Origin of the sequence: Neptuniibacter sp. 2_MG-2023 (assembly GCF_030547495.1) — a bacterium.
Lineage (GTDB): Bacteria > Pseudomonadota > Gammaproteobacteria > Pseudomonadales > Balneatricaceae > Neptuniibacter.
In genome coordinates this window covers 118,981-140,964 of the sequence record NZ_JAUOQC010000007.1, presented here as the reverse complement: position 1 = coordinate 140,964, position 21,984 = coordinate 118,981, and the positions used below count along the sequence as shown (strand labels likewise).

Annotated in this window: 21 protein-coding genes; 6 read left to right on the top strand and 15 right to left on the bottom strand. The window is 42.9% G+C overall.

From position 1 onward, the window contains the following. Position 1: 1 nt before the first annotated feature. From fni to Q4486_RS08890, 6 genes are all read right to left on the bottom strand, one after another. Positions 2–1,030: a type 2 isopentenyl-diphosphate Delta-isomerase gene (gene fni, locus Q4486_RS08915; RefSeq protein ID WP_303519100.1), complete on the bottom strand. Its 1,029-nt coding sequence runs from the start codon at positions 1,028–1,030 to the stop codon at positions 2–4. Next, the gene (locus Q4486_RS08910) at positions 1,030–2,064 is read right to left on the bottom strand and encodes a hydroxymethylglutaryl-CoA reductase (RefSeq protein WP_303415581.1); all 1,035 of its coding nucleotides are present in this window, start codon (positions 2,062–2,064) and stop codon (positions 1,030–1,032) included. The genes fni and Q4486_RS08910 overlap by 1 nt, the downstream gene beginning before the upstream one ends. A 131-nt stretch (positions 2,065–2,195) precedes the next feature. After that, positions 2,196–3,539, bottom strand: coding sequence for a TolC family outer membrane protein (locus Q4486_RS08905; RefSeq protein WP_303519099.1), 1,344 nt, complete (start codon positions 3,537–3,539; stop codon positions 2,196–2,198). 52 nt (positions 3,540–3,591) lie between these two features. Continuing rightward, a complete protein-coding gene (locus Q4486_RS08900; protein ID WP_303519098.1) occupies positions 3,592–4,236 on the bottom strand; it encodes a response regulator transcription factor in 645 nt (214 codons plus the stop codon). 483 nt (positions 4,237–4,719) lie between these two features. Next, positions 4,720–6,048 (bottom strand): HlyD family type I secretion periplasmic adaptor subunit, encoded by a 1,329-nt coding sequence (locus tag Q4486_RS08895; protein ID WP_303519097.1) that lies wholly within the window; start codon positions 6,046–6,048, stop codon positions 4,720–4,722. After that, a complete protein-coding gene (locus Q4486_RS08890) occupies positions 6,045–8,165 on the bottom strand; it encodes a type I secretion system permease/ATPase (RefSeq protein ID WP_303415585.1) in 2,121 nt (706 codons plus the stop codon). The genes Q4486_RS08895 and Q4486_RS08890 overlap by 4 nt, the downstream gene beginning before the upstream one ends. Before the next feature lie 91 nt (positions 8,166–8,256). Here Q4486_RS08890 and Q4486_RS08885 point away from each other — a divergent pair, with 91 nt between their 5' ends. Beyond that, positions 8,257–8,619: a hypothetical protein gene (locus tag Q4486_RS08885; protein ID WP_303415586.1), complete on the top strand. Its 363-nt coding sequence runs from the start codon at positions 8,257–8,259 to the stop codon at positions 8,617–8,619. A 13-nt stretch (positions 8,620–8,632) separates the two neighbouring features. Here the strand turns inward: Q4486_RS08885 and Q4486_RS08880 are convergent, their stop codons facing one another. The 3 genes from Q4486_RS08880 to Q4486_RS08870 all read right to left on the bottom strand — a co-directional run bounded on the left by Q4486_RS08880 (position 8,633) and on the right by Q4486_RS08870 (position 12,613). Further along, positions 8,633–10,237 (bottom strand): tetratricopeptide repeat protein, encoded by a 1,605-nt coding sequence (locus Q4486_RS08880; protein WP_303519096.1) that lies wholly within the window; start codon positions 10,235–10,237, stop codon positions 8,633–8,635. 131 nt (positions 10,238–10,368) lie between these two features. Next, complete coding sequence (locus tag Q4486_RS08875; RefSeq protein ID WP_303415588.1) at positions 10,369–11,595, bottom strand: argininosuccinate synthase; 1,227 nt, start codon at positions 11,593–11,595, stop codon at positions 10,369–10,371. Between the two features lie 160 nt (positions 11,596–11,755). Continuing rightward, positions 11,756–12,613, bottom strand: coding sequence for an OmpA family protein (locus Q4486_RS08870; protein WP_303519095.1), 858 nt, complete (start codon positions 12,611–12,613; stop codon positions 11,756–11,758). A gap of 184 nt (positions 12,614–12,797) precedes the next feature. Here Q4486_RS08870 and rnt point away from each other — a divergent pair, with 184 nt between their 5' ends. Further along, a complete protein-coding gene (rnt, locus tag Q4486_RS08865; RefSeq protein ID WP_067866445.1) occupies positions 12,798–13,424 on the top strand; it encodes a ribonuclease T in 627 nt (208 codons plus the stop codon). A gap of 84 nt (positions 13,425–13,508) precedes the next feature. Here rnt and Q4486_RS08860 read toward each other — a convergent pair whose 3' ends face one another. Both Q4486_RS08860 and grxD read right to left on the bottom strand, forming a co-directional pair. Next, positions 13,509–14,111, bottom strand: coding sequence for a peroxiredoxin (locus Q4486_RS08860; RefSeq protein ID WP_303415590.1), 603 nt, complete (start codon positions 14,109–14,111; stop codon positions 13,509–13,511). Between the two features lie 91 nt (positions 14,112–14,202). Beyond that, positions 14,203–14,541 carry a Grx4 family monothiol glutaredoxin gene (gene grxD / locus Q4486_RS08855; RefSeq protein ID WP_303415591.1) on the bottom strand — a complete coding sequence of 113 codons (339 nt, stop codon included), beginning with the start codon at positions 14,539–14,541 and terminating at the stop codon, positions 14,203–14,205. A gap of 283 nt (positions 14,542–14,824) precedes the next feature. On the opposite strand from grxD, the gene Q4486_RS08850 reads away from it, so the two are divergent. From Q4486_RS08850 to Q4486_RS08835, 4 genes are all read left to right on the top strand, one after another. Then, on the top strand, positions 14,825–16,060 hold the full coding sequence (locus Q4486_RS08850; protein ID WP_303415592.1) for an aspartate aminotransferase family protein: 1,236 nt from the start codon (positions 14,825–14,827) through the stop codon (positions 16,058–16,060). Next, positions 16,060–16,965: an ornithine carbamoyltransferase gene (argF, locus tag Q4486_RS08845; protein ID WP_303415593.1), complete on the top strand. Its 906-nt coding sequence runs from the start codon at positions 16,060–16,062 to the stop codon at positions 16,963–16,965. The genes Q4486_RS08850 and argF overlap by 1 nt, the downstream gene beginning before the upstream one ends. Before the next feature lie 105 nt (positions 16,966–17,070). Continuing rightward, positions 17,071–17,985 (top strand): LysR family transcriptional regulator, encoded by a 915-nt coding sequence (locus tag Q4486_RS08840; protein WP_067982255.1) that lies wholly within the window; start codon positions 17,071–17,073, stop codon positions 17,983–17,985. 246 nt (positions 17,986–18,231) lie between these two features. Then, a complete protein-coding gene (locus tag Q4486_RS08835) occupies positions 18,232–19,587 on the top strand; it encodes a class II 3-deoxy-7-phosphoheptulonate synthase (protein WP_303415594.1) in 1,356 nt (451 codons plus the stop codon). A 68-nt stretch (positions 19,588–19,655) separates the two neighbouring features. On the opposite strand, the gene Q4486_RS08830 is transcribed toward Q4486_RS08835, so the two are convergent. From Q4486_RS08830 to Q4486_RS08815, 4 genes are read right to left on the bottom strand one after another with little or no spacing between them, the layout of a single operon-like run. Further along, complete coding sequence (locus Q4486_RS08830) at positions 19,656–20,060, bottom strand: CBS domain-containing protein (protein ID WP_067982260.1); 405 nt, start codon at positions 20,058–20,060, stop codon at positions 19,656–19,658. Then, on the bottom strand, positions 20,057–20,407 hold the full coding sequence (locus Q4486_RS08825; protein ID WP_067982263.1) for a P-II family nitrogen regulator: 351 nt from the start codon (positions 20,405–20,407) through the stop codon (positions 20,057–20,059). Before Q4486_RS08825 ends, Q4486_RS08830 begins: the two co-directional genes overlap by 4 nt. 20 nt (positions 20,408–20,427) lie before the next feature. Continuing rightward, entirely contained in the window at positions 20,428–21,207 is a 780-nt protein-coding gene (locus Q4486_RS08820) for a DUF1538 domain-containing protein (RefSeq protein ID WP_303519094.1), read from the bottom strand. Next, positions 21,207–21,908 (bottom strand): DUF1538 domain-containing protein, encoded by a 702-nt coding sequence (locus Q4486_RS08815; RefSeq protein ID WP_067982269.1) that lies wholly within the window; start codon positions 21,906–21,908, stop codon positions 21,207–21,209. The genes Q4486_RS08820 and Q4486_RS08815 overlap by 1 nt, the downstream gene beginning before the upstream one ends. Between the last annotated feature and the right edge of the window lie 76 nt (positions 21,909–21,984).

Here is a 21,984-nt window from a genome sequence, read left to right as displayed (position 1 = left end):
CCTAACGCGCTTCTAAAATATGGGCTGGGTTATTAAATAAAGCGGCAACATCCCGAGCACCAAGCAGAAACATAGCAGTTCTGAATTCTGTTTTAATTTTTTCTATTTCTGTGACAACCGCTTCGCTTGATTCCATCGCTGGTTTAAGCAGTGGAGCGGCCATGCCACATATTGAGGCGCCGAGTATAACAGATTTAACCATATCAATCCCATCCCTTAAACCACCACTTGAAACTAATGTGGCACGTCCAAGATAAGGGTTGGCCATTTTAAGTGCAGTTGGCGTAGAAATACCCCAATCTTGAAACTTCAACCCTAAATCACTGCTGTCTTGACGACGGTGATGCTCAATACGACTCCATGAGGTACCGCCGCTCCCAGCCACATCAAAGATGGATATGCCTGCCTGCAGGCCAATCTCTATATCCGCTGGCGACAAACCACTACCCACCTCTTTCAAAAGCACCGGGATATCCAGCGTTTTAACTAATTTAGCAATGGCATTACCTAAGTTAGAAAAATCCGTGTCACCTTCAGGCTGAACCGCCTCTTGCAAGGGATTCAAATGCAGATAAAGACCATCTGCTTGCAAGCAGTCAATCGCATCTTGGATTTGTTCGCTAGACATACCACAATTCAGCTGTACTGCACCAATATTGCTAATCAACGGCACATCGGGGGCAAAATCCCGTAATTGGAAACTTTCTCTTGCAGAAGGCGCAGTAAACATCACGCGTTGAGAACCGACAGCCATCGCAACACCACAAACCTGAGCCGCCTTCGCCAAATTCTGATTCACCTGTTTAACAAGCTGATGATCTCCACCGGTCATCGATGAGATCAACATAGGAAAACTCAGCTTTTTCCCAAGAAAATCACAGGAGCTATCCACCTCTCCCAACGCTATCTCAGGAAAAGCACGATGCATCAATCTGATCTGATCAAAATAATGACCTGAACGATCAGTTAAAGGATCATTCTCAATAGCTCGAATATGCTCAAGTTTACGGTCATTGGTTAGATCCGTCATTATCGCTCCAGCTTAAGGTGCGCTTCCATAAGCTCACCTGGATTTGTCTGCGCCGCTAACAGAGAAAGCTCACCACATAACACCGTCGCTGCACAGATAGCTGCTAAACGACGTGCATTTTCACCCGGCGCTCTATCTTCTTTACAGCCCAGCATCGCAAGATTATCTTCTACAAAATCAATCCCTTTACCATTCCCCACAGAACCCATAATGAGATTAGGTAAAGTACAGGAAAAATAAAGATCGTCACCACGCACCTCTGCATGCACTATACCTTGAGACCCTTCAATAATATTGGCAGCATCTTGCCCTGTAGCAAGGTAGAAAGCTAAAAGCATATTAGCAAAGTGAGCATTAGCACTACGCAGGCCACCCGCTATCATTGTACCAATCAGGTTTTTCTTAATATTAAGGTCAACCACTTTTTCCGGTGTAGTTTTTAAGCGGCGCTCACAAAGTTCGCGCGAGATTAAAATTTCGCACACAACATATTTACCACGCCCCAGGATCCCATTAACCGCTGTAGCCTTTTTATCTGAACAGTAGTTACCCGAAATAGATGAATAACGCAGTTGAGGGTATTCCGTTAATAACCAAGGAATGATTTTATCGGCCGCATTCGTCACCATATTGTGACCTGATGCATCTCCCGTCGTGAACTCTAAACGCAGATAGATCATATTCGCTACAATCTGGCTGTTCATATCAATGAGCTTGGCAAAGCGACTGCTTTTTGCAACCACTTGGTTTATCTCATCCATGCGTGATTTAATGGAGTTCAACGCATTAACGGCTTCGTAAGCATCATCCGCTTCCAAGAGAATTGAGCGACTCATACGCTCATCAATTACCGTTGTTTTAATCCCCTCAGTTAATACAGAGATCCGCGCTCCTCGACCAACAGAAGGCCAAAGCGGTGTTTCATAGGTAGCCAAAGGTACCGATATCTTTTCATCTAATACGGAGCCGCTAATTTTAATAGGACCAACGGTTCGCATTGGGATTGGGGCTTGGCTAATTTTATGAGCTTTCATTTTGGCACTTCACATAAAGAAAAAAGGGCTGCCAATGGCAACCCTTTTCAAATAACAAGGTTGAGGAGGGATTCTAATTAACTTCACCCTCTCTTTTCAATGATAGAACAACTCTGAGAGTCATTCTTTATTTATTTAGCATCTGCAAGCTGACTTTTTTCCTCTACATCACCCAAATTCGGTTCTGGCAATGAAAGGTTTAAGCTATCCAACAACGTACCCATACCATTCACAACACGGTATTTAGCAATAAGCTGATCATGTAATGCATTCGTCAGATCATTCTTTGCTGAGAAAACCTCATTCTCAGTATCGAGTAGATCCAATAAAGAGCGCTGACCAATATTAAATTGTTTTAGGTATGAGTTACGAGTCTCTTGGCTGGCTGCCACATGTTGTTCTAAATAAGGAACCTGACGACTTAAAATGGAAAACGCATTCCATGAAAGCTCAACACTCTGCATAACCTCACGGTGCGCATTATTCTGGATCGCTTTAGCTTCTTCAATTTGGTGTTGGGTTTGACGAACTTTAGCTTGATCTACACCACCGTTATACAAGTTATAACGCATGCGAACCATAGCCGTTAGATCTTCATTCATACCATCAACGCCATCTAGGTCGTTATTCCATGTGCGATCTACTTCAAAATCAAATCGTGGATAGTAGTTCCGTTTAGCTGCATCATATTGAGCAACAGCCGCAAGAGTATCCGCTTCAGCAACTTGCAGTGTCGGATGATTACTCATCGCTACTTCTGTTGTTTCAGTAATAGTTGCAGGAATGGTGATATTAGTTAACTCAGGATAAACAATATCTTCCGGAGCGGGAACACCAGTCACACGTTGGAAATTAGCCTTAGCATCTAAAAGATTATTTTCAGCGGCTAAAACATTAACTTCTGCCAAGGCTAAACGGCCTTCCGCTTGCTGGATAGAGGCTAACGCACCTAAGCCTGATTCTGAACGACGCTTAATGCGGTCATAAATTTTAACGTGGTTATATAAAGTTTCTTTCGCTTGCTGAAAAAGAGCGTCTCTACGATTTAATTCAATATAGGCACGCGTTGCATCCAACGCATAAGACTCGGCAGATTCGACTAGACGTTTATCGGCAGATAAAGCACGGGCTTTCTGACGATTAACCTCGCTTGATGTTGCAAAACCATCAAAGAGCATTTGACGAATACTTAACCCCGCCTCACCTCGATTTAGCTCAACATCATCTAAACCGCTAGCACCGGTCGTTGTATTGTTTGTCCATTCATAGCCATAGCCCGCCGATATATCAACCTTAGGAAGATAACCACCTTTTGCTTGTCGGACCTCTTGGTAGACTGAATTTCGATAACTAATTGCCCGCTGTACGTCAGGATTATCTGATAACCCCTGAGTAACAACCTCTTCCAAAGAGGCTGAGTAGGAGAGGGTACTTACCGTTCCAATAAGCACACCAGCAATCATCGACCTAAACATAAGTTACTTCCGCCCTTTAAATAAATAGTTTGTAGCCACCACCGAATTACCTTCAAACCACCAATGACGGTGATTTACTGGCCAATAAGACCAGCGAAACTCTGTCTGAAACCCCTGTTTTCTGAAAAATAGAACTCAGATGGGCTTTAACTGTTCGTTCAGTAATTTCAAGCTCGCGAGCAATCTCCTTATTACTAGCACCGGTCACTAAAACTGACAGCACTTGTTGCTCACGACTACTTAATCCGTCAAAACAATCTACAGACTCTGCGGTGTCCACTTTACTATTTGATGCAGGCAAATTATTTAATAGCCGTCTAAGCAGCTTCTGTAATAACTCAGGCCCAGCCCAAATATCACCACGGAGCACAGTCTTCACCACTTCTAATAGCAGCGAACCTGTTACATACGTGTTTGTATAACCATTAGCACCTAGCTGTAAAACCTCAACCCCCTCTTTCTCATTAGGGACATCAGTACAGACAATCAAAATGCTTTTAGGATTATCCTTTTTGTAACTGAATATAAGCTGACTATCGGCTTCATTTACTGAACTTAAATGCATCAATAGAATGCCACCGCTCGTCAACTTAGATGCAACTTCACTCACTCCTACCGTCTCTGGATTCCAATCACTTAATAAGTGATTCCAACGCTCCAGAACTTTCGGTCGGTTACTAATGAAGAATAACTGCATAATTCTTAGAATCCACCTCTCCAATCTTTAAGGTTAAGTAAGGTTAGCAAACATATACAGTCAAAAAAACAAAATAACCATTATCATTATATGGTTATATAGATTATCACTTTTTATAACTGAATAGAAACTGACTACGCTTATAAATAAAGCACATAGCGCGCTTAATTTAGCGGTAGCGCCCCATGCTTTAAGCGCTTCAAAGCTCCAGCTATACTCAATGCCATACCTTGAATTTCTGGCAATTATTCACAGTAAAATAACTGCACCCTTATCATCCTCTACCTAACTATATTTAGGATTGATTCTAAGATTTTTAAGCACATCACCTAAAAGCATTATTAAAAAGTACTATTAATAGCAGTAATGCACATGCGTTTATAACAAAAAAACATGTCCAATGTAATACTTAGACACAATTCTTAGCTTACCAGCCAAATACTTAACACCTAGTCAGTAAGGTCCTGTTTTATTAACAAAAAGCTATTTTTCCGTTAATGCATTTTCCTTCGCTTTTAATACAGGTTTTAACAAATAATCCATAACCGTTTTTTTACCTGTAAGAATATCGACACCTACAGTCATACCAGAAATCAAAGGTAACTCCGCGGAGGCTGTAGCAATGTAAGGCGTATCTGTCTGTAAGCGTACAAGGTAATAACTATTACCCTCTTCGTCCAAAATGGTACTTGGACTAACAAAAAGCACCTCAGCATCAACCCCACCATAGATCGAGAAATCATACGCTGTTACTTTGATAACCGCTTTTTGCCCAGGCGTGATATTGGCGATGTCCGCAGGTTTAATCCGGGCCTCAACCAACAACGTATCTTCCCAAGGAATAATATTCAGCAACTCATCACCGGGCTGAACTACACCCTCAATGGTATTCACAAACAACTGTTTTACTGTGCCTTTTACGGGAGCTTTTACTTCAGCTCGAGCTATACGATCACTCATACCAGTAAGTGCTTGGGTAATACGTGAAATTTCCGCCCCCACCTCGTTCAACTCTTTTTGTGCTTCGTTTCGATACTGAAGTTCAAACTCACCTAACTTCTGCTTAGTTTCCTGTAAAGTTGACTCAATACGAGGAATATTCAAACGAACGCCTGATAGCTCTCCGAGTAGATCATTTAATTGACGCTTTAAGCGCAAAAATTCCACCTCGGAAATCACACCCTCTTTTAATAAAGGGCGCGTAATATCCAACTCGCGCTTTAATAGGCTATAACTACGGGCCAACTGCCCCTCTTGAGACTTAGCGGCCTTAAGCTCTTGCCCTCGTTGGGAGATCTGTTGCTTCAACCCCTCCATGCCCGCTTGCATTTCAGCTTTACGAGTAGAATAAAGATACCTTTCCTGTTCAACCATAGATTGATATTTTGCTGGGAAACCTTCGGGGCTAACAAATTCCACATTATCAGCTTCCGCTTTTAAGCGTGCGGCTTTTGCGATGAGCTCATACTGGCGCACTAAATTTTCCTGCAACGAACTAGAGAAGCGAATATCATCAATCCGCAGTAACACTTGGCCTTTTTCAACTATATCGCCTTCACGTACAAGAATTTCCGATACAGCGCCCCCCTCCAGCGTTTCAATGACCTGCAACTGGCTTGAAGGTATGATCTCTCCATCCCCACGCGTAATCTCATCTAACTCAGCCCACATAGCCCAAGCTATAGCGATAATAATAAAAAGAACCATCACCCAAAGAAGAAAGCTTGCACCTTTAGGTGTTTGTTCAGCTATAGCTTCACTAACGCTAGACATATACGGAAGGTCTTTTTTATTGTGATTCATAACACTCATTTCTGCACCTGAAGGCGCCCTTGCTTCAAGGCATCCAATACAACATCTTTAGGGCCGTCAGCAACCACTCTGCCCGAGTCCATAACGATGATTCGATCAACCAAAGAAAGTAATGACATTTTATGCGTAACCACTAACATCGTTTTATCTGCAGTGTATTTTTTCAACATAGATTTAATATGCTCTTCTGAAGCATTATCCATCGATGCCGTTGGCTCATCTAAAATCAAAACATTGGGATCATGCACTAAAGACCTTGCTACTGCGACGGCCTGACGCTGCCCTCCCGAAAGAGAAGCACCGCGCTCACCTACTGACATATCAAACCCTTGCGGATGTCTATTCACCATGTCTGATACGCCTGATAGATTAGCTACTTCCACAAGTCTAGAGTCTTCAGTCTGAGGGGAACCAATCACAATATTGTCACGTACACTCCCTGCAAATAACATAATATCTTGCGGCATATAACCAAAATTCCGACGCAGATCAACAGGATCGATTTGATTAATATCTAAGCCATCAATACGAACAGAGCCTTCTGTAACATCATATAAGCCAAGAACTAATTTCTCGATACTAGACTTACCCGATCCTATACGCCCAATCAGTGCAACCTTTTCACCAGCTTTAACATTAAAAGACACATTATCTAGAGCCTTTTGCTGCTCACCCGGATAGGCAAAACTTACATTTTTAAACTCAATTGCACCTTTTAACTCATCACGATAAACAAACTGCTGACCTTCTGAACGCTCAGATGGCATCTGCATTATTTCATTCAAGCCTTTTAACGCCGTTGACGCTTGATGGTAAGAGATCACTAAATTTGCCACCTGACTCATAGGTGCGATAGCACGACCTGATAACATCACGCAGGCAACTAAAGCCCCCATCGTAATTTCTCGTTCACTAATCAGATATACACCCGTAATAATAATACCTACCGATGTCAGCTGTTGAGCAAAGGAAGCAAAATTGACGACCGATGCCGACAACATCCGCGACTTCAAACTCCACTTAGCGATATAACCTACAGCTTGCTCCCAACTCAATTGCATCGACGAACTAGCGCGTTGGGTTTTCACCGTTTCCATCGCGGTTAAGCTTTCAATCAGCGTAGAATTTTTTTGTGAATTAGATGCAAATGTTTTTTCTACAGCCTCTTTGAGATAGGGACGTACAATAAACGAAAACAAAATAATCAAAGGGATGATTGCCAAGGGAACAATAACCAATGGCCCCCCGATAAAACCAATCACAACTAAAAACAAAATAGCGAACGGTAGATCAATAAAAACCACATTAGTCGTGGAACTTAAAAAGGTTTTAATACTATCAAACTCTCTTAAGTTGCTCGCAAAAGAGCCTACAGACGCGGGTAGTGCACTATATTTTAACGACAGAACCTTCTCAAACAGGAGTGCTGATAATATGACATCACCTTTTTTACCTGCAATTTCAATAAAGTAGGAACGTAGCATCTTCAAACCAAAGTCAAACAAATAAACAATAAAGACACCTATAGCCAGCACCCATAATGTTTCAATCGCATTGTTTGGTACAACACGATCATAAACATTCATAACAAACAAAGGATTGGCAATAACAAATAGGTTAATTAGAAAAGAGGCGATAAGAACATCACGATATATAGCAGATGAACGCTTGATTGTTCCCCAAAACCAATGACCTTTATGCCCTTCTAGCAGCTTTGACACCTGCTCCTGAAAGCGATATTCCAAACGAACAAAAATAGCATAACCAAGATAACTATTTCTTAACTGCTCAAGATCTACCTTATGCTCACCACCACTTTCAGGCTGCACAATAAGTGCTTGTCCAGTATCCCGGTCAATTTCCTGTAAAACACAGGCATTATCACCCTCTAACAACAAAACAGCAGGAAGAACGAGTGGGGAGATATCATCGAGTGAACGTTTCAACACTTGAGCGGCAAAACCGGCCCGTTTGGCCGCCCGAACAAACAGCTTGGGCGTTAACTTATTATTAACTAGGGGAAGGCCCTCACAGAGCACTTCAGGCGAGGAAGGCTTATGATTTTGCTTACTTAGATGAACTAGACAACCGAGCAAAGGATCCTGAACAGCTTTCATTTACCTTGACCTTAACCTTATATGAGAGAGATACTCAAAAAAAAGCGCATGACAACAACGCTTTAAAACCCAACCAATGTAGCAAATCAATATGTTATACGCCATACGCAATGAAGAAGGACGCATTATCAGCCTCTCTGAAACCTTTCAAACAGGAGCAGAAGCGGTCGATATAAAAAACAAAGAGGTTCTAGCATTCCTCTCGATCAATGATAATGAATTTTCTGCGGAAGAGTTCTTAGAGCAATCCGATGCGGCTGTATCTCGTATCTTCGAAGATCTAATTGATGTGCTTGTCGGAAAAAACATCATTATGTTTACCGACCTCCCACCTATGGCGCAGAAAAAGCTCTTAAGCCGAAAACTCGCTCGAAACCTTAATAGACAAGAAGGCGATTCGGATACCCAAACCTCAACATCATTTTTAATTGTAGATGACGATGAAACCATTTAACGCTTAACCTAGATTAAAGCTCCTGACTCAGGGGGTCGTTACGGGGCACCTCTTGAGGCTGAACAAGCAAATTATATTGCTCCACAAAGCGCTTAAAAAGAACCTTATAACGCTGCTGTTGCTTCGTGGGCAACGCGCCAAAATTAACCGTTGAAAGCACATCACGCACCGAAAGCAAAATCCAAAGAGCACTCTCGCCTCTTTTTGCTTTTTCAATACCCGCTTGCACAAGGTTAAGTGCTATACCTGTATGACTAGGGAGCAACTCATGGGCACGGCCGAACATTTGGAATGCCCTATCTAAATCCCCACTCCTAAAACTCGTCATCGCAGCATAATTAGCTTTACCCCACTCCATTTCAATCATTTTTCTAGTCAACTCTTTACGACGCTTTTTCACCTCGTCATCGAGATCTGTATCACTAGCAGTATCAACCATGACATCTAACCACTTGCACTGACTATCCAAATCCATTCTTAAATAGAAATTCCACGTTTGCTGCAACATCTGCTGTAAACGAGAAGTATCAGATTCCATCCGAAAAAAATCACAGTTAATCAATTTTGCTCGAAACATCACCTCTTGATTATCAGGGTGATCCAGCACAACATCCTCAAGTATCCTTATGACATCATCTTCTATCTCAGCTAAGCGCTGAGTATTTGCTTGAATAAGCGCCCGAACAAGCCCAAAGTAATATTTAGGGGACTGAAAGATTGAATAGCGCGCATAACGTACCGCTCGCTGGTACGCCCCTTTAGCTATCTCCCACTCCTCAGTCTGACTAGCAAGTTCAGCTAGCTCCCCCTGCAACGAAGGCACAGTCGGTTGCAACATCACTGCTTTGCGCATCAACGCAACAGCCAATTCAAGCTCCCCCCTAACCTGATGGGTTCGAGCTAACCAGGTATAAGCCTCGACGCAAATATGCTGCTGATTTACTACATTATTTAATGACGACAATGCATCTGAATATTCACCTAAATTAAAATAAGCGATCCCTTTCCCAACCTCAGCCCAAGGTAATGAGCGCTTCTCAGTCAACGTCAAAAATAGTGCCTTTGCTTGACTAAAACGTCGCATACGAATCAGAGCAATTCCCGTAATACGCTGCAGCACAACATTTAAGCCGGGATAATGCTTTGCCAGTATTTCAGCTTTTTCTATCACCTCATCAAAATGCTCTTCATCCAACAATTGCTCTATTGGTTTTATCGCATCTTTTATTCGTAATAGCTTTTCTACACGCTGACGTATCTTAGCCTGATCAAAAGGCTTAGAAAGGTAAGTATCTGGAGAGTTTTCTAAAGAGCCAAAGAGAAGTTCTGCATCTTTAGGGTCGACAATAAGGAAGTACGCACTAGAGGATGGGAAAATATATTCAGCATTGGCCTCATGTAACAACTGAAGACCATTTTTTTCACCTTTTCCCATGTCGTAGGCAGCAAAACAGAGGTCATATGAGAACTCCCTCATTAGACTAAGCGCCATATTTACCGAAGAAGCTACCTGAATCTGTCCCACACCTATACGACTCAGGATTTGTCGTAGCGTCCCAAGGTCTTCAAGCTTACTGTCTACAATGAGAGCCGACTTTCCTGAGTAATTAATTTCCATAGGCGTCATAAAGATTACGTATCAGCAAAAGTAGCATATAAATCAGGATATTATCAAAGTTTAAGCGACTCTCTAGACAATAAAAAACCCCGCAGGACTAGTACGGGGTTTTTAAAAGAGCAAGTAACAACTTAATCTTCTAAAAGATTACGTCCTTTACTCGCTGCAATACGCATACGTAGTGCATTCAGTTTAATAAAACCTGCCGCATCTTTCTGATCGTAAGAGCCTGCATCATCTTCAAATGTTGCGATACTTTCATCAAACAGACTGTCATCAGAACGACGGCCAACGACCTCAACCGCGCCTTTGTAAAGCTTAACGCGTACATCACCGTTAACGACACGCTGAGAGTAATCGATCAACTGCTGCATCATTTTACGCTCTTCTGACCACCAGAAGCCGTTATAAATGGTTTTAGCATACTTAGGCATCAACTCATCTTTAAGGTGAGCCGCTTCACGGTCTAAGGTAATAGACTCAATAGCACGATGCGCTTTCATCATGATAGTGCCGCCCGGAGTTTCATAACAGCCGCGAGATTTCATGCCAACAAAACGGTTCTCAACAATATCTAAACGACCAATACCATTCTCGCCACCTACTTTATTCAGGTATTCAAGAACCGTAGCTGGACTCATTGCCTCACCGTTAATGGCAACAATATCACCTTTCTCATAGGTCAACTCAAGGTAAGTCGCCTGATCTGGAGCATTCTCAGGAGATACAGACCAACGCCACATCTCTTCTTCAGCTTCAGCCCAAGGGTCTTCTAAAATACCACCTTCATAAGAGATATGAAGAAGGTTAGCATCCATAGAATAAGGGGACTTTTTCTTGTTTTTCGCGTAATCAACTTCAATATTGTGAGTTTCACAATAATTCATCAAAGATTCACGGGAATTCAAATCCCATTCGCGCCAAGGGGCAATCACATGAACGCCAGGTTTAAGCGCATAAGCACCTAACTCAAAACGAACCTGATCGTTGCCTTTACCTGTAGCGCCATGAGAGATAGCATCTGCGCCCGTTTCATTCGCAATTTCAATCAAACGTTTTGCGATTAACGGACGTGCGATAGACGTACCTAATAAGTACTCACCCTCGTAAATCGTATTAGCACGGAACATAGGGAATACAAAATCACGTACAAACTCTTCACGCAGATCTTCAATATAGATCTCTTTAACACCTAGCGCTTCGGCTTTAGCACGTGCAGGTTCAACCTCTTCACCCTGCCCTAAATCAGCAGTAAAGGTAACAACTTCTGCGTTGTACTCATCTTGTAACCAACGAACAATTACGGACGTGTCTAATCCACCGGAATAGGCCAGAACGACCTTTTTGATCTCGGACATTCTCAAGCTCCAACTTGCGAACAATTTCAGCCGAGAAGTCGACTGAAAGGGATGATTCAAATTTAGCGCGCTAGTATAGCAGAAACTATGCAGGTAACGAAACGGCTCGAAAGCAACAACTACGACTCAAACCAGTAGAATAATAAAAAAACAAACGGCTTTAATCTCGCTCTAAACGAATTGTCACACGACGATTTCGATCACGATTCGCCTTAGTGTTATTTTCAACGACGGGATAACGTTCACCATGATAACGCGTCGTAATCCCATTCGGATCTAAACCTAAACTGATGAGGTAAGCGGTCACCTCTTCTGCTCGACGTTTAGACATATCACGATTCATTAAACGACGACCCATACTATCTGAGTGACCATCAACGTAGATCGCCTTTACGCTATCATCATTTTTCACATAAAGTGCAATCATATCCAAACGTTCACGCGAAGCATCGGACAACCGCCACTGAGAAGAAGGAAACAAAATAGCAGTACGCGCAACTTGGCGGTAATTAACAGGGAGCAGCCCTTCAGTACACCCTACATAATCAGAATAAGCAGATTGGAAATTCACAGCAGATACAGAAACACGGAGCGACTCCTCTGTGCCATACCACTGATTAGAAGTAAACGTAGGCATCATTCCCTTATAAAGCGCTGCTAGCATATTTTTCGCATGCGCAGGCTCAACATTCAGATAGCCTGTGCCCTCTTCAGCCTTTAGAGAGCCAATAAATCGAGGGGCAATTCCAGGCTGCCAAGGTGATGCTTCTGCAACGAGCTTCGCCCCATCTTCAAAATGTACATTTTCAGTAGGCTTAAGGATAAACCGCACCGATTCACCGGCCTCATGTTCAAATACAGCATTACCAAACGAGGGAATAAGCTGGCTTAGACGACAACTAAATTTTGAAGCCTCAAGCTCCCATTTTGCATCATCAATCGAGCTACGAAATGTCATAGCCTGCACAGAATAAGCAGACAAAAAAATGATCAATGAAATAATTAAACGAACAAACACAGAATAAACCGCCTAGGAAATTCAATAAACACAACAATACCTACTTCTTTTCGGCCAAAACATCATTATCTTGAGGAGGTAATTGGAGTGACTTCAATTACACTGTTAGAATAACCTCTGATTAAACGGAAACCTCGCCAAGTAAGGGCAGCACTTGAATAACCTTCATGATACAAAACATCCCATGGCAAACCGCTTCCGCGGATTTTTACCTGTTGTTATAGACGTTGAGACAGCAGGTTTTAATGCCCGCACTGATGCGCTACTAGAAATTGCCGCTGTAACACTCACAATGGATGAAAATGGCTTTTTAATTATAGACCAAAGCTTTGAAGCTCAAGTTGATCCCTTTGAAGGCGCTAACATTGAGCAATCTGCACTTGATTTCACAGGCATAGACCCTTTTGATCCAAATCGGGAAGCAGTTCCCGAACGCGAAGCACTTGAAGAAATATTCAAAGCCGTTCGCAAATCGATCAAAGTTCATGACTGTAAACGTGCCGTATTAGTCGGTCATAACGCTTCTTTTGATCAAGGCTTTGTCAATGCCGCCTCTAATCGTGCCGATATCAAACGCAATCCATTCCATCCATTCTCTACATTCGACACAGCTACACTAGGCGGACTAGCCTTTGGTCAGACAGTATTAGCTAGAGCTTGCCAAGTTGCGGGGATAGATTTCGATGGAAAACAAGCCCATTCTGCACTTTATGACACAACCAAAACTGCCGAGCTTTTTTGCATTATTGTCAACCGCTGGAAAGAGCTAGGCGGATGGGACATGGTCGATAACTATGATGATTACGAATAACCATCATCACGTATAAATACCCCCCTTTACTATCAAACACAAAAAAACCCGCAATAGCGGGTTTTTTTTATAAAAGCGCTAAAATTAAAGCTTATCGCCTTCTTCGGAAAGATAAGAAGCAACACCTTCAGGGGATGCAACCATACCTTTATCACCTTGATTCCAGCCCGCTGGACAAACTTCACCATGCTCCTGATGGAACGCAAGCGCATCAACCATACGTAGCATTTCATCAACGTTACGGCCAAGTGGCAGATCGTTCACTACTTGGTGACGAACTAAACCATCTTCATCAATCAAGAAAGAACCACGGAAAGCTACACCACCTTCAGATTCAACATCAAAAGACTTACAAATGCTGTGAGTCATATCAGCAACCAATGTGTAGTTCACAGCACCGATACCGCCTTCGTTAACAGGCGTATTACGCCAAGCATTATGTGAGAAGTGAGAATCAATAGAAACACCAATCACTTCTACATTACGCTTTTTAAACTCTTCAATACGGTGATCGAAAGCCAATAGTTCAGAAGGACAAACAAAAGTAAAATCAAGTGGGTAGAAGAAAACTACCGCTTTTTTACCTTTTGTAGCTTCAGACAGTGTATAGGAATCAACAATCTCACCGTTACCTAATACAGCTGGTGCAGTGAAATCAGGTGCCTGCTTACCTACAAGTACGCCCATTGTAATAAATCTCCATTAAGTGATATCTAGCGTTAGGGATAATATGATAGAAGAGATGCACTTAAAATCAAGCGCATCACCTCTTCAAAATTTATTCTGCATCTGTTGCTTCAGAATTTGCGACCGATTCTTTGATTAAGGTTTCAAGCTCACCGCTTTCCGCCATTTCACAAATAATATCGCAACCACCAATTAACTCACCTTTAATCCACAACTGTGGGAAGGTTGGCCAATTAGCATACTTTGGCAACTCTGCACGAATCTCTTGGTTTTCCAAAATATTGACAAAGGCAAAACGTTCACCACAAGCCATTACTGCTTCAGAAGCGCGAGATGAAAAGCCACACTGAGGGAAACGAGGCGTCCCTTTCATGTAAAGCAGAATATCATTACTCTCAAGCTGTTCTTTAATGGTATCTATTACACTCATTCGTACACCTATATTCTTTACTAATTCTGAAAACATTTCTCACGGATATTGTGGCGAACAATATACCATATATCCGACCATCTTACTCTGATAATGTACATTTGCATTTCTTAATTAGGTCGATAAATAATTTCTATCATTACCAACTACCGCAACCCCCTCTCTAAAAAAAATTACTGACTTTATTGATACAAGATCTTGCCAAAGCGATTAAAGCTGCCTATTATTCGTCCTTTAGATTGGCAGCCTTGGCTGCCTTTTTGCGTTGTAGGGAAATATAAACATGGCTGTAGAATCTATCATGACTACCTACAACCGGTTGTCCGTAGCGTTCGAGCGCGGAGAAGGCAGCTGGTTGTTTGATATAAACGGTAATAAATACCTGGATGCATTAAGCGGTATCGCTGTATGTGGCTTAGGCCATGCACACCCGGCTGTTACGCATGCCATATCAGAACAAGCAGGCAAGCTTCTTCATACATCAAATTTATATACCATTCCCAATCAGCAGCAATTGGCGGAACGCCTAACCCAGATTTCGGGCATGGAAAATGTTTTTTTCGGCAACTCTGGCGCCGAAGCCAACGAAGCTGCGATAAAAATTGCTCGCCGCTACGGCCACACAGTTCGAAACATTGATAATCCTGCCATTATCGTTATGGAAAACGCATTCCACGGCCGCACAATGGCTACATTAAGTGCTACAGGTAATCGTTCAGCCCAAGCAGGTTTCGAACCTCTCGTTAGCGGTTTTGTACGCGCACCTTACGATGATATTGACGCCATCAAAACAATCGCAACAAACAATCCAAATATCGTTGCGGTTTTAGTAGAGCCGATCCAAGGCGAATCAGGCATTCATATACCGGCAGATGATTATCTCAACCAAATCCGTACCATCTGCGACGAAAATAACTGGCTAATGATGCTCGACGAAGTACAAAGCGGTAATGGCCGCTCGGGTAAATATTTCGCCTACCAACACAATAATATTCTGCCGGACGTTGTCACTACAGCCAAAGGCTTAGGCAATGGCGTACCTATTGGCGCTTGTTTAGCGCGCGGTGTAGCCGCTACTATTCTCTCTCCTGGTACTCATGGCTCGACATATGGTGGTAACCCGCTTGCATGTGCCGCTGCACTTGCTGTCGTGAACACTATTATGAATGAGAATTTATGTGACCGCGCAGAAAAATTAGGCAATAAAATTGCTGAGGGTTTCCGCAACGAAATCGGCACAGCCGAATACGTTAAAGAGATCCGCAACAAAGGCATGCTTATCGCGATAGAACTCACCGACGGTGGTAGCGAACTGGCAGTCTTAGCAAAAGTGAAAGGCATTCTATTGAACATTACTGGCGGCGGAAAAGTCGTAAGGATGCTCCCTCCTTTAACAATGACCGACAGCGAAGCTGAACTTTTGGTCAATACGCTTTCACAAATTATTAGGATTTATGCGGCTGATGAACGCAGCTCAGATGATCTCCCAGAAGCACCCAATGGCGACCGCAGAGTATAATGACTATTAGACACTTTTTAACACTAAATGATCTCAACTCAACCGAACTACGCCGATTGATTCGACGGGCAAGCGAACTTAAAGCCATTAGAAATCGCGGCGAAGTCTATGAGCCACTGAAAAGCAAAGTAATGTCGATGATCTTCGAAAAGTCATCGACTCGTACCCGTGTTTCTTTTGAAGCAGGTATGGCGCAATTTGGCGGCCACGCAATGTTTTTATCCCCACGGGATACACAGCTAGGCCGCGGTGAACCGATTAGCGATAGCGCTAAAGTGATATCTAGCATGGTTGATGTGGTAATGATTAGAACATTTAGCCACCAGCTGGTTGAGGACTTTGCCGCCAACTCATCTGTACCGGTTATTAACGCGCTTACCGATGAATACCATCCCTGCCAACTGCTTGCAGATATGCAAACTTACTTTGAACATCGGGGTGAAATTCAAGGAAAAACCGTCACGTGGATCGGTGATGGCAACAACATGTGCCACTCCTATATTAATGCGGCAAAACAGTTTGATTTCAAACTTAATATTGCCTGCCCAGAAGGGTTCGATCCAAATATGGAGCTGGTTGAGGAAAATAAAGAACGGGTATTTATTACACGCTCTCCTCAAGAAGCAGTTTCAGGCAGCGATCTGATCGTCACCGACGTATGGGCTTCCATGGGCCAAGAAGAGGAACAAAAGGAACGGGAGAAGAAATTCTCTGGTTTTCAAGTTTCTCCAGCGCTTATGGATCATGCAAATGAAGATGCTTTATTTATGCATTGCCTTCCAGCCCACCGCGGCGAAGAGATTAGTATAGATATGATGGATGATCCTCGTTCGGTTGTATTCGATGAAGCTGAGAATAGACTGCATGCGCAAAAAGCATTATTAGAGTTTCTACTTGTCAAATAAAGTAAGGTAACCACAGTAATTTTCTGGGTTACCTGCTCTTCTTGCTCCAACGTACTATACTGCGTATATTCCGATTATAGGATCACCCACTAGAGAGACGAGCAAATGGTTGAACTTCGACATCTAAAAACACTGTCCGCTTTACGCGACGCTGGTAGTCTTGTCGAAGCAGCAGAACGAGTTCACCTCACTCAATCAGCCCTATCACATCAGATTAAAGACTTAGAAGATCGTCTTAACTGCTCTCTTTTTATTCGTAAAACAAAACCTATTTGCTTTACCAGCGCAGGCCAACGTCTACTCACACTAGCCGATGAAATACTGCCCATGATTCGTAATACAGAACGCGATATTGCGCGCCTTGCAGGCGGCGAAGCAGGCAGACTTAATTTATGTATAGAATGCCATAGCTGCTTTGACTGGTTAATGCCAACCATTGATCATTTCCGTCAACATTGGCCTGAAATTGAGCTTGATCTATCAAGTGGTTTTAGTTTTCAACCGCTACCCGCCCTCGCACGCGGCGATTTAGATCTAGTTATCACATCAGATCCAGAGCCCCGTAATGGGATCACCTATATCCCGCTATTCACCTACGAGTCTCGATTGGCGATCAGCAAACAACACCGATTAATGGCAAGACGCTTTATCCATCCGGAAGACCTCGCACAAGAAACGCTTATCACCTACCCGGTAGAGCACCAGCGGTTGGATATATTTAATCACTTTCTAGATGAAGCGGGTGTAGAGCCACAAACCATAAGAACCGCTGAGCTGACGATTATGATGCTACAGCTAGTGGCAAGCGGTCGCGGTGTAGCCGCCCTACCAAACTGGGCACTACATGAGTACATCCAACGGGAATACATAGCCTCCAAACCTCTAGGCGAAAAAGGCATATGGTGTACCCTTTATGCAGCGATTCGCGATGACCAAAAAGATGCAGAATTTATGGTCGACTTCCTTAATACAGCAAAAGATATCTCTTTCCGTAATTTAACGGGTATTAAGACCGCTTAATAAATGATATAAATAATTAATCAACATTTAACAAGATAAGTATTTAAACGTGAATCGTAGCAATATGAATGCAGCAACCCTGCAATCAAACTACATTACCTGCCCTGCTTTTTTTCTATACTCCTATTTTATTTAGGTCTGTAGACTTCGTGCTATCTGCACAAAATTTACAGGCCGCCTCCGCTCCTCTATTTAAATAATCTTTATATTTTTAGCTTTAAACTAGAACACTCTAGGATTCAGAAAATGACCACACAAATATGGACACCGACTAGTTGGAGAGATAAACCTATTCTTCAACAGCCCGAATACACTGACCAAAAAGCATTAATGGATGCCGAAGCAACATTAAGCAAAATGCCGCCCTTGGTATTTGCCGGCGAAATAAACCAACTAAAGAAAGAGCTAGCTGAGGTTGCCCAAGGTAAAGCTTTTCTTCTCCAAGGTGGAGACTGCGCTGAGAGCTTTAACGAATTTAGCGCCGATAAGATCCGTGATACCTTCAAAGTCCTTATGCAGATGGCCATTGTCATGACCTTCTCGGCAAGCAGCCCTATAGTAAAAGTAGGTCGAATTGCAGGACAATACGCAAAACCTCGTTCCAGCGACATGGAAAGCAGCCAAGGCGTTGAATTACCCAGTTACCGTGGTGATATCATTAACGGTATTGAGTTTACGGAAAGCGCCCGACAGCCTGATCCTGAGCGTTTAGTAACCGCTTACCACCAGGCCGCATCGACGCTTAACCTGCTAAGAGCTTTTTCTAGTGGCGGCTTTGCCGATCTCCATCAAGTACATGCATGGAACCAAAGCTTTATTAGTAACAGCCCGCTGGCAGATAAATATCAAAATCTAGCAGATCAAATTGATCAATCTATTCGTTTTATGGAAGCTTGTGGTATCAATTCATCCAACACACCCCAGCTCCATGAAACGGCACTTTATACCTCTCACGAAGCACTGCTACTGAGTTATGAGCAAGCTTTAACTAGAACCGACAGCCTATCAGGTGACTGGTATGACTGCTCAGCACATATGCTTTGGATTGGCGACAGAACACGTCAACCCGATCACGCCCATGTGGAGTTTTTACGAGGCGTCAAAAATCCCATTGGTATTAAAGTAGGGCCAAGTACAAAAGTTGACGACTTAGAGCAGCTGTTAAATATTTTGAATCCGGAAAACGAAGCAGGACGTATTACACTAATTACTCGAATGGGAGCCGATAAAATCACTGAGCACCTACCTAGACTTGTTCGCGCTGTCAAACAGAGCGGCCATCAAGTGATATGGAGTTCAGATCCTATGCATGGCAATACGATCAAAGCCTCCAGTGGTTATAAAACACGTAGTGTTGACGCCATCCTTAAAGAGGTCAAAGGATTCTTCGAAGTACACCGAGCGGAAGGCACCCATGCGGGCGGCGTTCATTTCGAAATGACAGGGCAAAATGTAACAGAATGCATAGGTGGCGCTTACATGATTAGCGAACAAGGCCTAGCCGATCGCTACCACACTCATTGCGATCCCCGTCTTAATGGAGAACAAGCTTTAGAACTGGCTTATCTAATTGCCGACACACTAAAAGCCGCACGACGGTAAGCAGCCCATTACTCTAAATTAAAAAGCCTGCTCATGCAGGCTTTTCTATGTAAAACAATCGACTGTATTTAAACGCCCAACACACCCTTTAAAACAATACCGCTATAACTCACAACACCTAAGACCTTACCATCCTTAATAACAGGCGCATGCGCCAAACCAAAGTTCTCAAACAAACGTGAGCAATAGCGAATATCCATTTCGGGATCCACGGAAACGACCGGCTTCGCCATTACTTCATAGACGTTGACTCGCTCTGGTGCACGATCTTTAGCTACAACGTTCTTGGCCACATCAGATAAAAGTAACAGTCCATATTCATCATCAGGGTTTCGCTTATTAATGATAAGCACTTCAGAATTTTGTTGCTGAAATACAATCAAAGCATCCTGCACAGTAATTAAACCATCAATGATAGCAAACTCATCCGTCATTACATCGCGGACACGGACTACTTTCTTTTCTACTTTCATAGCTCATCCTCAACGATATTCGATAGCTCTTTCACTTGATGAGCAATCCCTACTGCATCCTCTATATCAACTTGTATCGCTATTCCACGACCAGGATGCTCTTCAAACTCCGCAACGTTAGAAATTGTTTCTAGAATCTTCCGACTTAAATGCTCTTCAACAATAAAGAGCACAACATCACGCTGAGATACAAGCGTTAATCCTAAAAACGTTTTAGGCTGATTTACACCTTCTCCGCGAGCATTATTAATGACAGTAGCGCCTGTAGCACCCGCTTCGCGCGCTGCTTCCATGACCGCCTCAGTTTTTGAATCTTCTACAAAAACCACTAATAACTTGAAATGCATAACCGCCCCTTCGACTACTATTAGTCCATTATCTTGCTACGTTTAGTACGTAATTCTGCAATTTGCGCATATGCCATAACCGTTATTATCGGAAACAAACTAGCAAATGCAATCAAGCCAAAACCATCTATTAAAGCGCTACGTCCCGGCACGGTTTCAGCTAACCCTAAGCCTAATGCTGCAACTAAAGGAACCGTGACCGTTGATGTTGTAACCCCACCAGAATCATATGCCAACGGCACGATCATTTTAGGGGCAAAAAATGTTTGAATAACAACAATGATATAACCAGCAATAATAAACCAGTAAATCGGGTACCCTGTAACTATACGCCAAGCACCTAAAGAGATCCCTATAGCAACCCCTATAGCAACCGCAATCCGAAGTCCCCAAACACCTATAGAGCCCCCCGAAACCTCATTCGCCTTCATAGCTACAGCAATAAGAGAGGGCTCGGCAATTGTTGTGCTGGCACCTATAGCAAAGGCAAAGATATACACCCAAAAATAATCATACCAACGAAGGCCCATATCGGAAGGGCCACTCCAAGCACGAATAAAATCAGGATCTGTTAACTGCTCAGCCATTAAACGGCCAATAGGGAACAACGCTTTTTCTAGTCCTAACAAAAATAGTGCAAGACCAAGCACTACATAAACAAAACCAACTAACACCTTTCGAAGGTTGGCTATACGCCGTCTGATCACACCAAACTGAAAACCAAAAAGAATAACCACAATAGGTATTACATCTTTTATGGTAGCAAGTGTAATATCAGCAAATTGCTCCCAAAATCCCATTACATCAACATTCCATAGGCCATTACAAAAATCATAGGAGAAAGTGAAGCGAAGGCAATCAACCCAAAGCCATCAATCATCGGATTACGCCCCTTAATAGAAGAAGCCAACCCAACCCCCAGAGCCGTCACTAAAGGCACTGTAATAGTCGAGGTGGTGACGCCACCCGAATCATACGCTATTCCAATTATTTCTTTAGGCGCAAAAAAAGTCATAATAACCACTAAAAGATAACCACCAATAATCATATATTGAATTGGCCACCCTTTAAGAATACGAAGCACCCCCAAAACAATTGCAAAGCCAACAGAAAAAGCGACGGTGTACCTAAGGCCGGACGCATATTCAAGTTGAGCTTGAGGCTCCATAGCGATCATACCACCAGCTGCAGCCACCTGAGCCGCTTCAGCCGCGACCGCAATTAATGCAGGCTCGGCTACAGTCGTTCCCACACCTAGAGCAAACGCAAAAAGTAATAACCAAAAAAGACTTCCTTTTCTCGCAAACTCATACGCCATACTCCCACCAATAGGAAACAACCCCATTTCTAAGCCATAAATAAAAAAAGTAAGGCCGGCAACGACACACAAAAAGCCAACAAGAAGGTTAAAAAAATCAGGAATCGGCTGCTGTAAAACAACAAGCTGAAAAAATGCAATGACAAGAACAATCGGTGCCAAGTCACGCAAACTCCCCAGCATTGATCGACCTAATGCAAACACACCCGCTTTCAATACAGTACGCTCTCTATCGGTAAAGAAATAAGTTATAACAGAA

Excerpts from the sequence above, each read along its gene's own strand:
- Q4486_RS08880 (WP_303519096.1), bottom strand. The coding sequence starts at position 10,237 with ATGGAAATTAATTACTCAGGAAAGTCGGCTCTCATTGTAGACAGTAAG.
- argF (WP_303415593.1), top strand. The coding sequence starts at position 16,060 with ATGACTATTAGACACTTTTTAACACTAAATGATCTCAACTCAACCGAA.
- Q4486_RS08875 (WP_303415588.1), bottom strand. The coding sequence starts at position 11,595 with ATGTCCGAGATCAAAAAGGTCGTTCTGGCCTATTCCGGTGGATTAGAC.
- Q4486_RS08890 (WP_303415585.1), bottom strand. The coding sequence starts at position 8,165 with ATGAAAGCTGTTCAGGATCCTTTGCTCGGTTGTCTAGTTCATCTAAGT.
- Q4486_RS08900 (WP_303519098.1), bottom strand. The coding sequence starts at position 4,236 with ATGCAGTTATTCTTCATTAGTAACCGACCGAAAGTTCTGGAGCGTTGG.
- grxD (WP_303415591.1), bottom strand. The coding sequence starts at position 14,541 with ATGAGTGTAATAGATACCATTAAAGAACAGCTTGAGAGTAATGATATT.
- Q4486_RS08820 (WP_303519094.1), bottom strand. The coding sequence starts at position 21,207 with ATGGGATTTTGGGAGCAATTTGCTGATATTACACTTGCTACCATAAAA.
- Q4486_RS08905 (WP_303519099.1), bottom strand. The coding sequence starts at position 3,539 with ATGTTTAGGTCGATGATTGCTGGTGTGCTTATTGGAACGGTAAGTACC.
- Q4486_RS08825 (WP_067982263.1), bottom strand. The coding sequence starts at position 20,407 with ATGCATTTCAAGTTATTAGTGGTTTTTGTAGAAGATTCAAAAACTGAG.
- Q4486_RS08860 (WP_303415590.1), bottom strand. The coding sequence starts at position 14,111 with ATGGGCGTACTTGTAGGTAAGCAGGCACCTGATTTCACTGCACCAGCT.
- Q4486_RS08895 (WP_303519097.1), bottom strand. The coding sequence starts at position 6,048 with ATGAGTGTTATGAATCACAATAAAAAAGACCTTCCGTATATGTCTAGC.
- rnt (WP_067866445.1), top strand. The coding sequence starts at position 12,798 with ATGGCAAACCGCTTCCGCGGATTTTTACCTGTTGTTATAGACGTTGAG.
- Q4486_RS08910 (WP_303415581.1), bottom strand. The coding sequence starts at position 2,064 with ATGAAAGCTCATAAAATTAGCCAAGCCCCAATCCCAATGCGAACCGTT.
- Q4486_RS08850 (WP_303415592.1), top strand. The coding sequence starts at position 14,825 with ATGGCTGTAGAATCTATCATGACTACCTACAACCGGTTGTCCGTAGCG.
- fni (WP_303519100.1), bottom strand. The coding sequence starts at position 1,030 with ATGACGGATCTAACCAATGACCGTAAACTTGAGCATATTCGAGCTATT.
- Q4486_RS08835 (WP_303415594.1), top strand. The coding sequence starts at position 18,232 with ATGACCACACAAATATGGACACCGACTAGTTGGAGAGATAAACCTATT.
- Q4486_RS08830 (WP_067982260.1), bottom strand. The coding sequence starts at position 20,060 with ATGAAAGTAGAAAAGAAAGTAGTCCGTGTCCGCGATGTAATGACGGAT.
- Q4486_RS08815 (WP_067982269.1), bottom strand. The coding sequence starts at position 21,908 with ATGCTGGGGAGTTTGCGTGACTTGGCACCGATTGTTCTTGTCATTGCA.
- Q4486_RS08885 (WP_303415586.1), top strand. The coding sequence starts at position 8,257 with ATGTTATACGCCATACGCAATGAAGAAGGACGCATTATCAGCCTCTCT.
- Q4486_RS08840 (WP_067982255.1), top strand. The coding sequence starts at position 17,071 with ATGGTTGAACTTCGACATCTAAAAACACTGTCCGCTTTACGCGACGCT.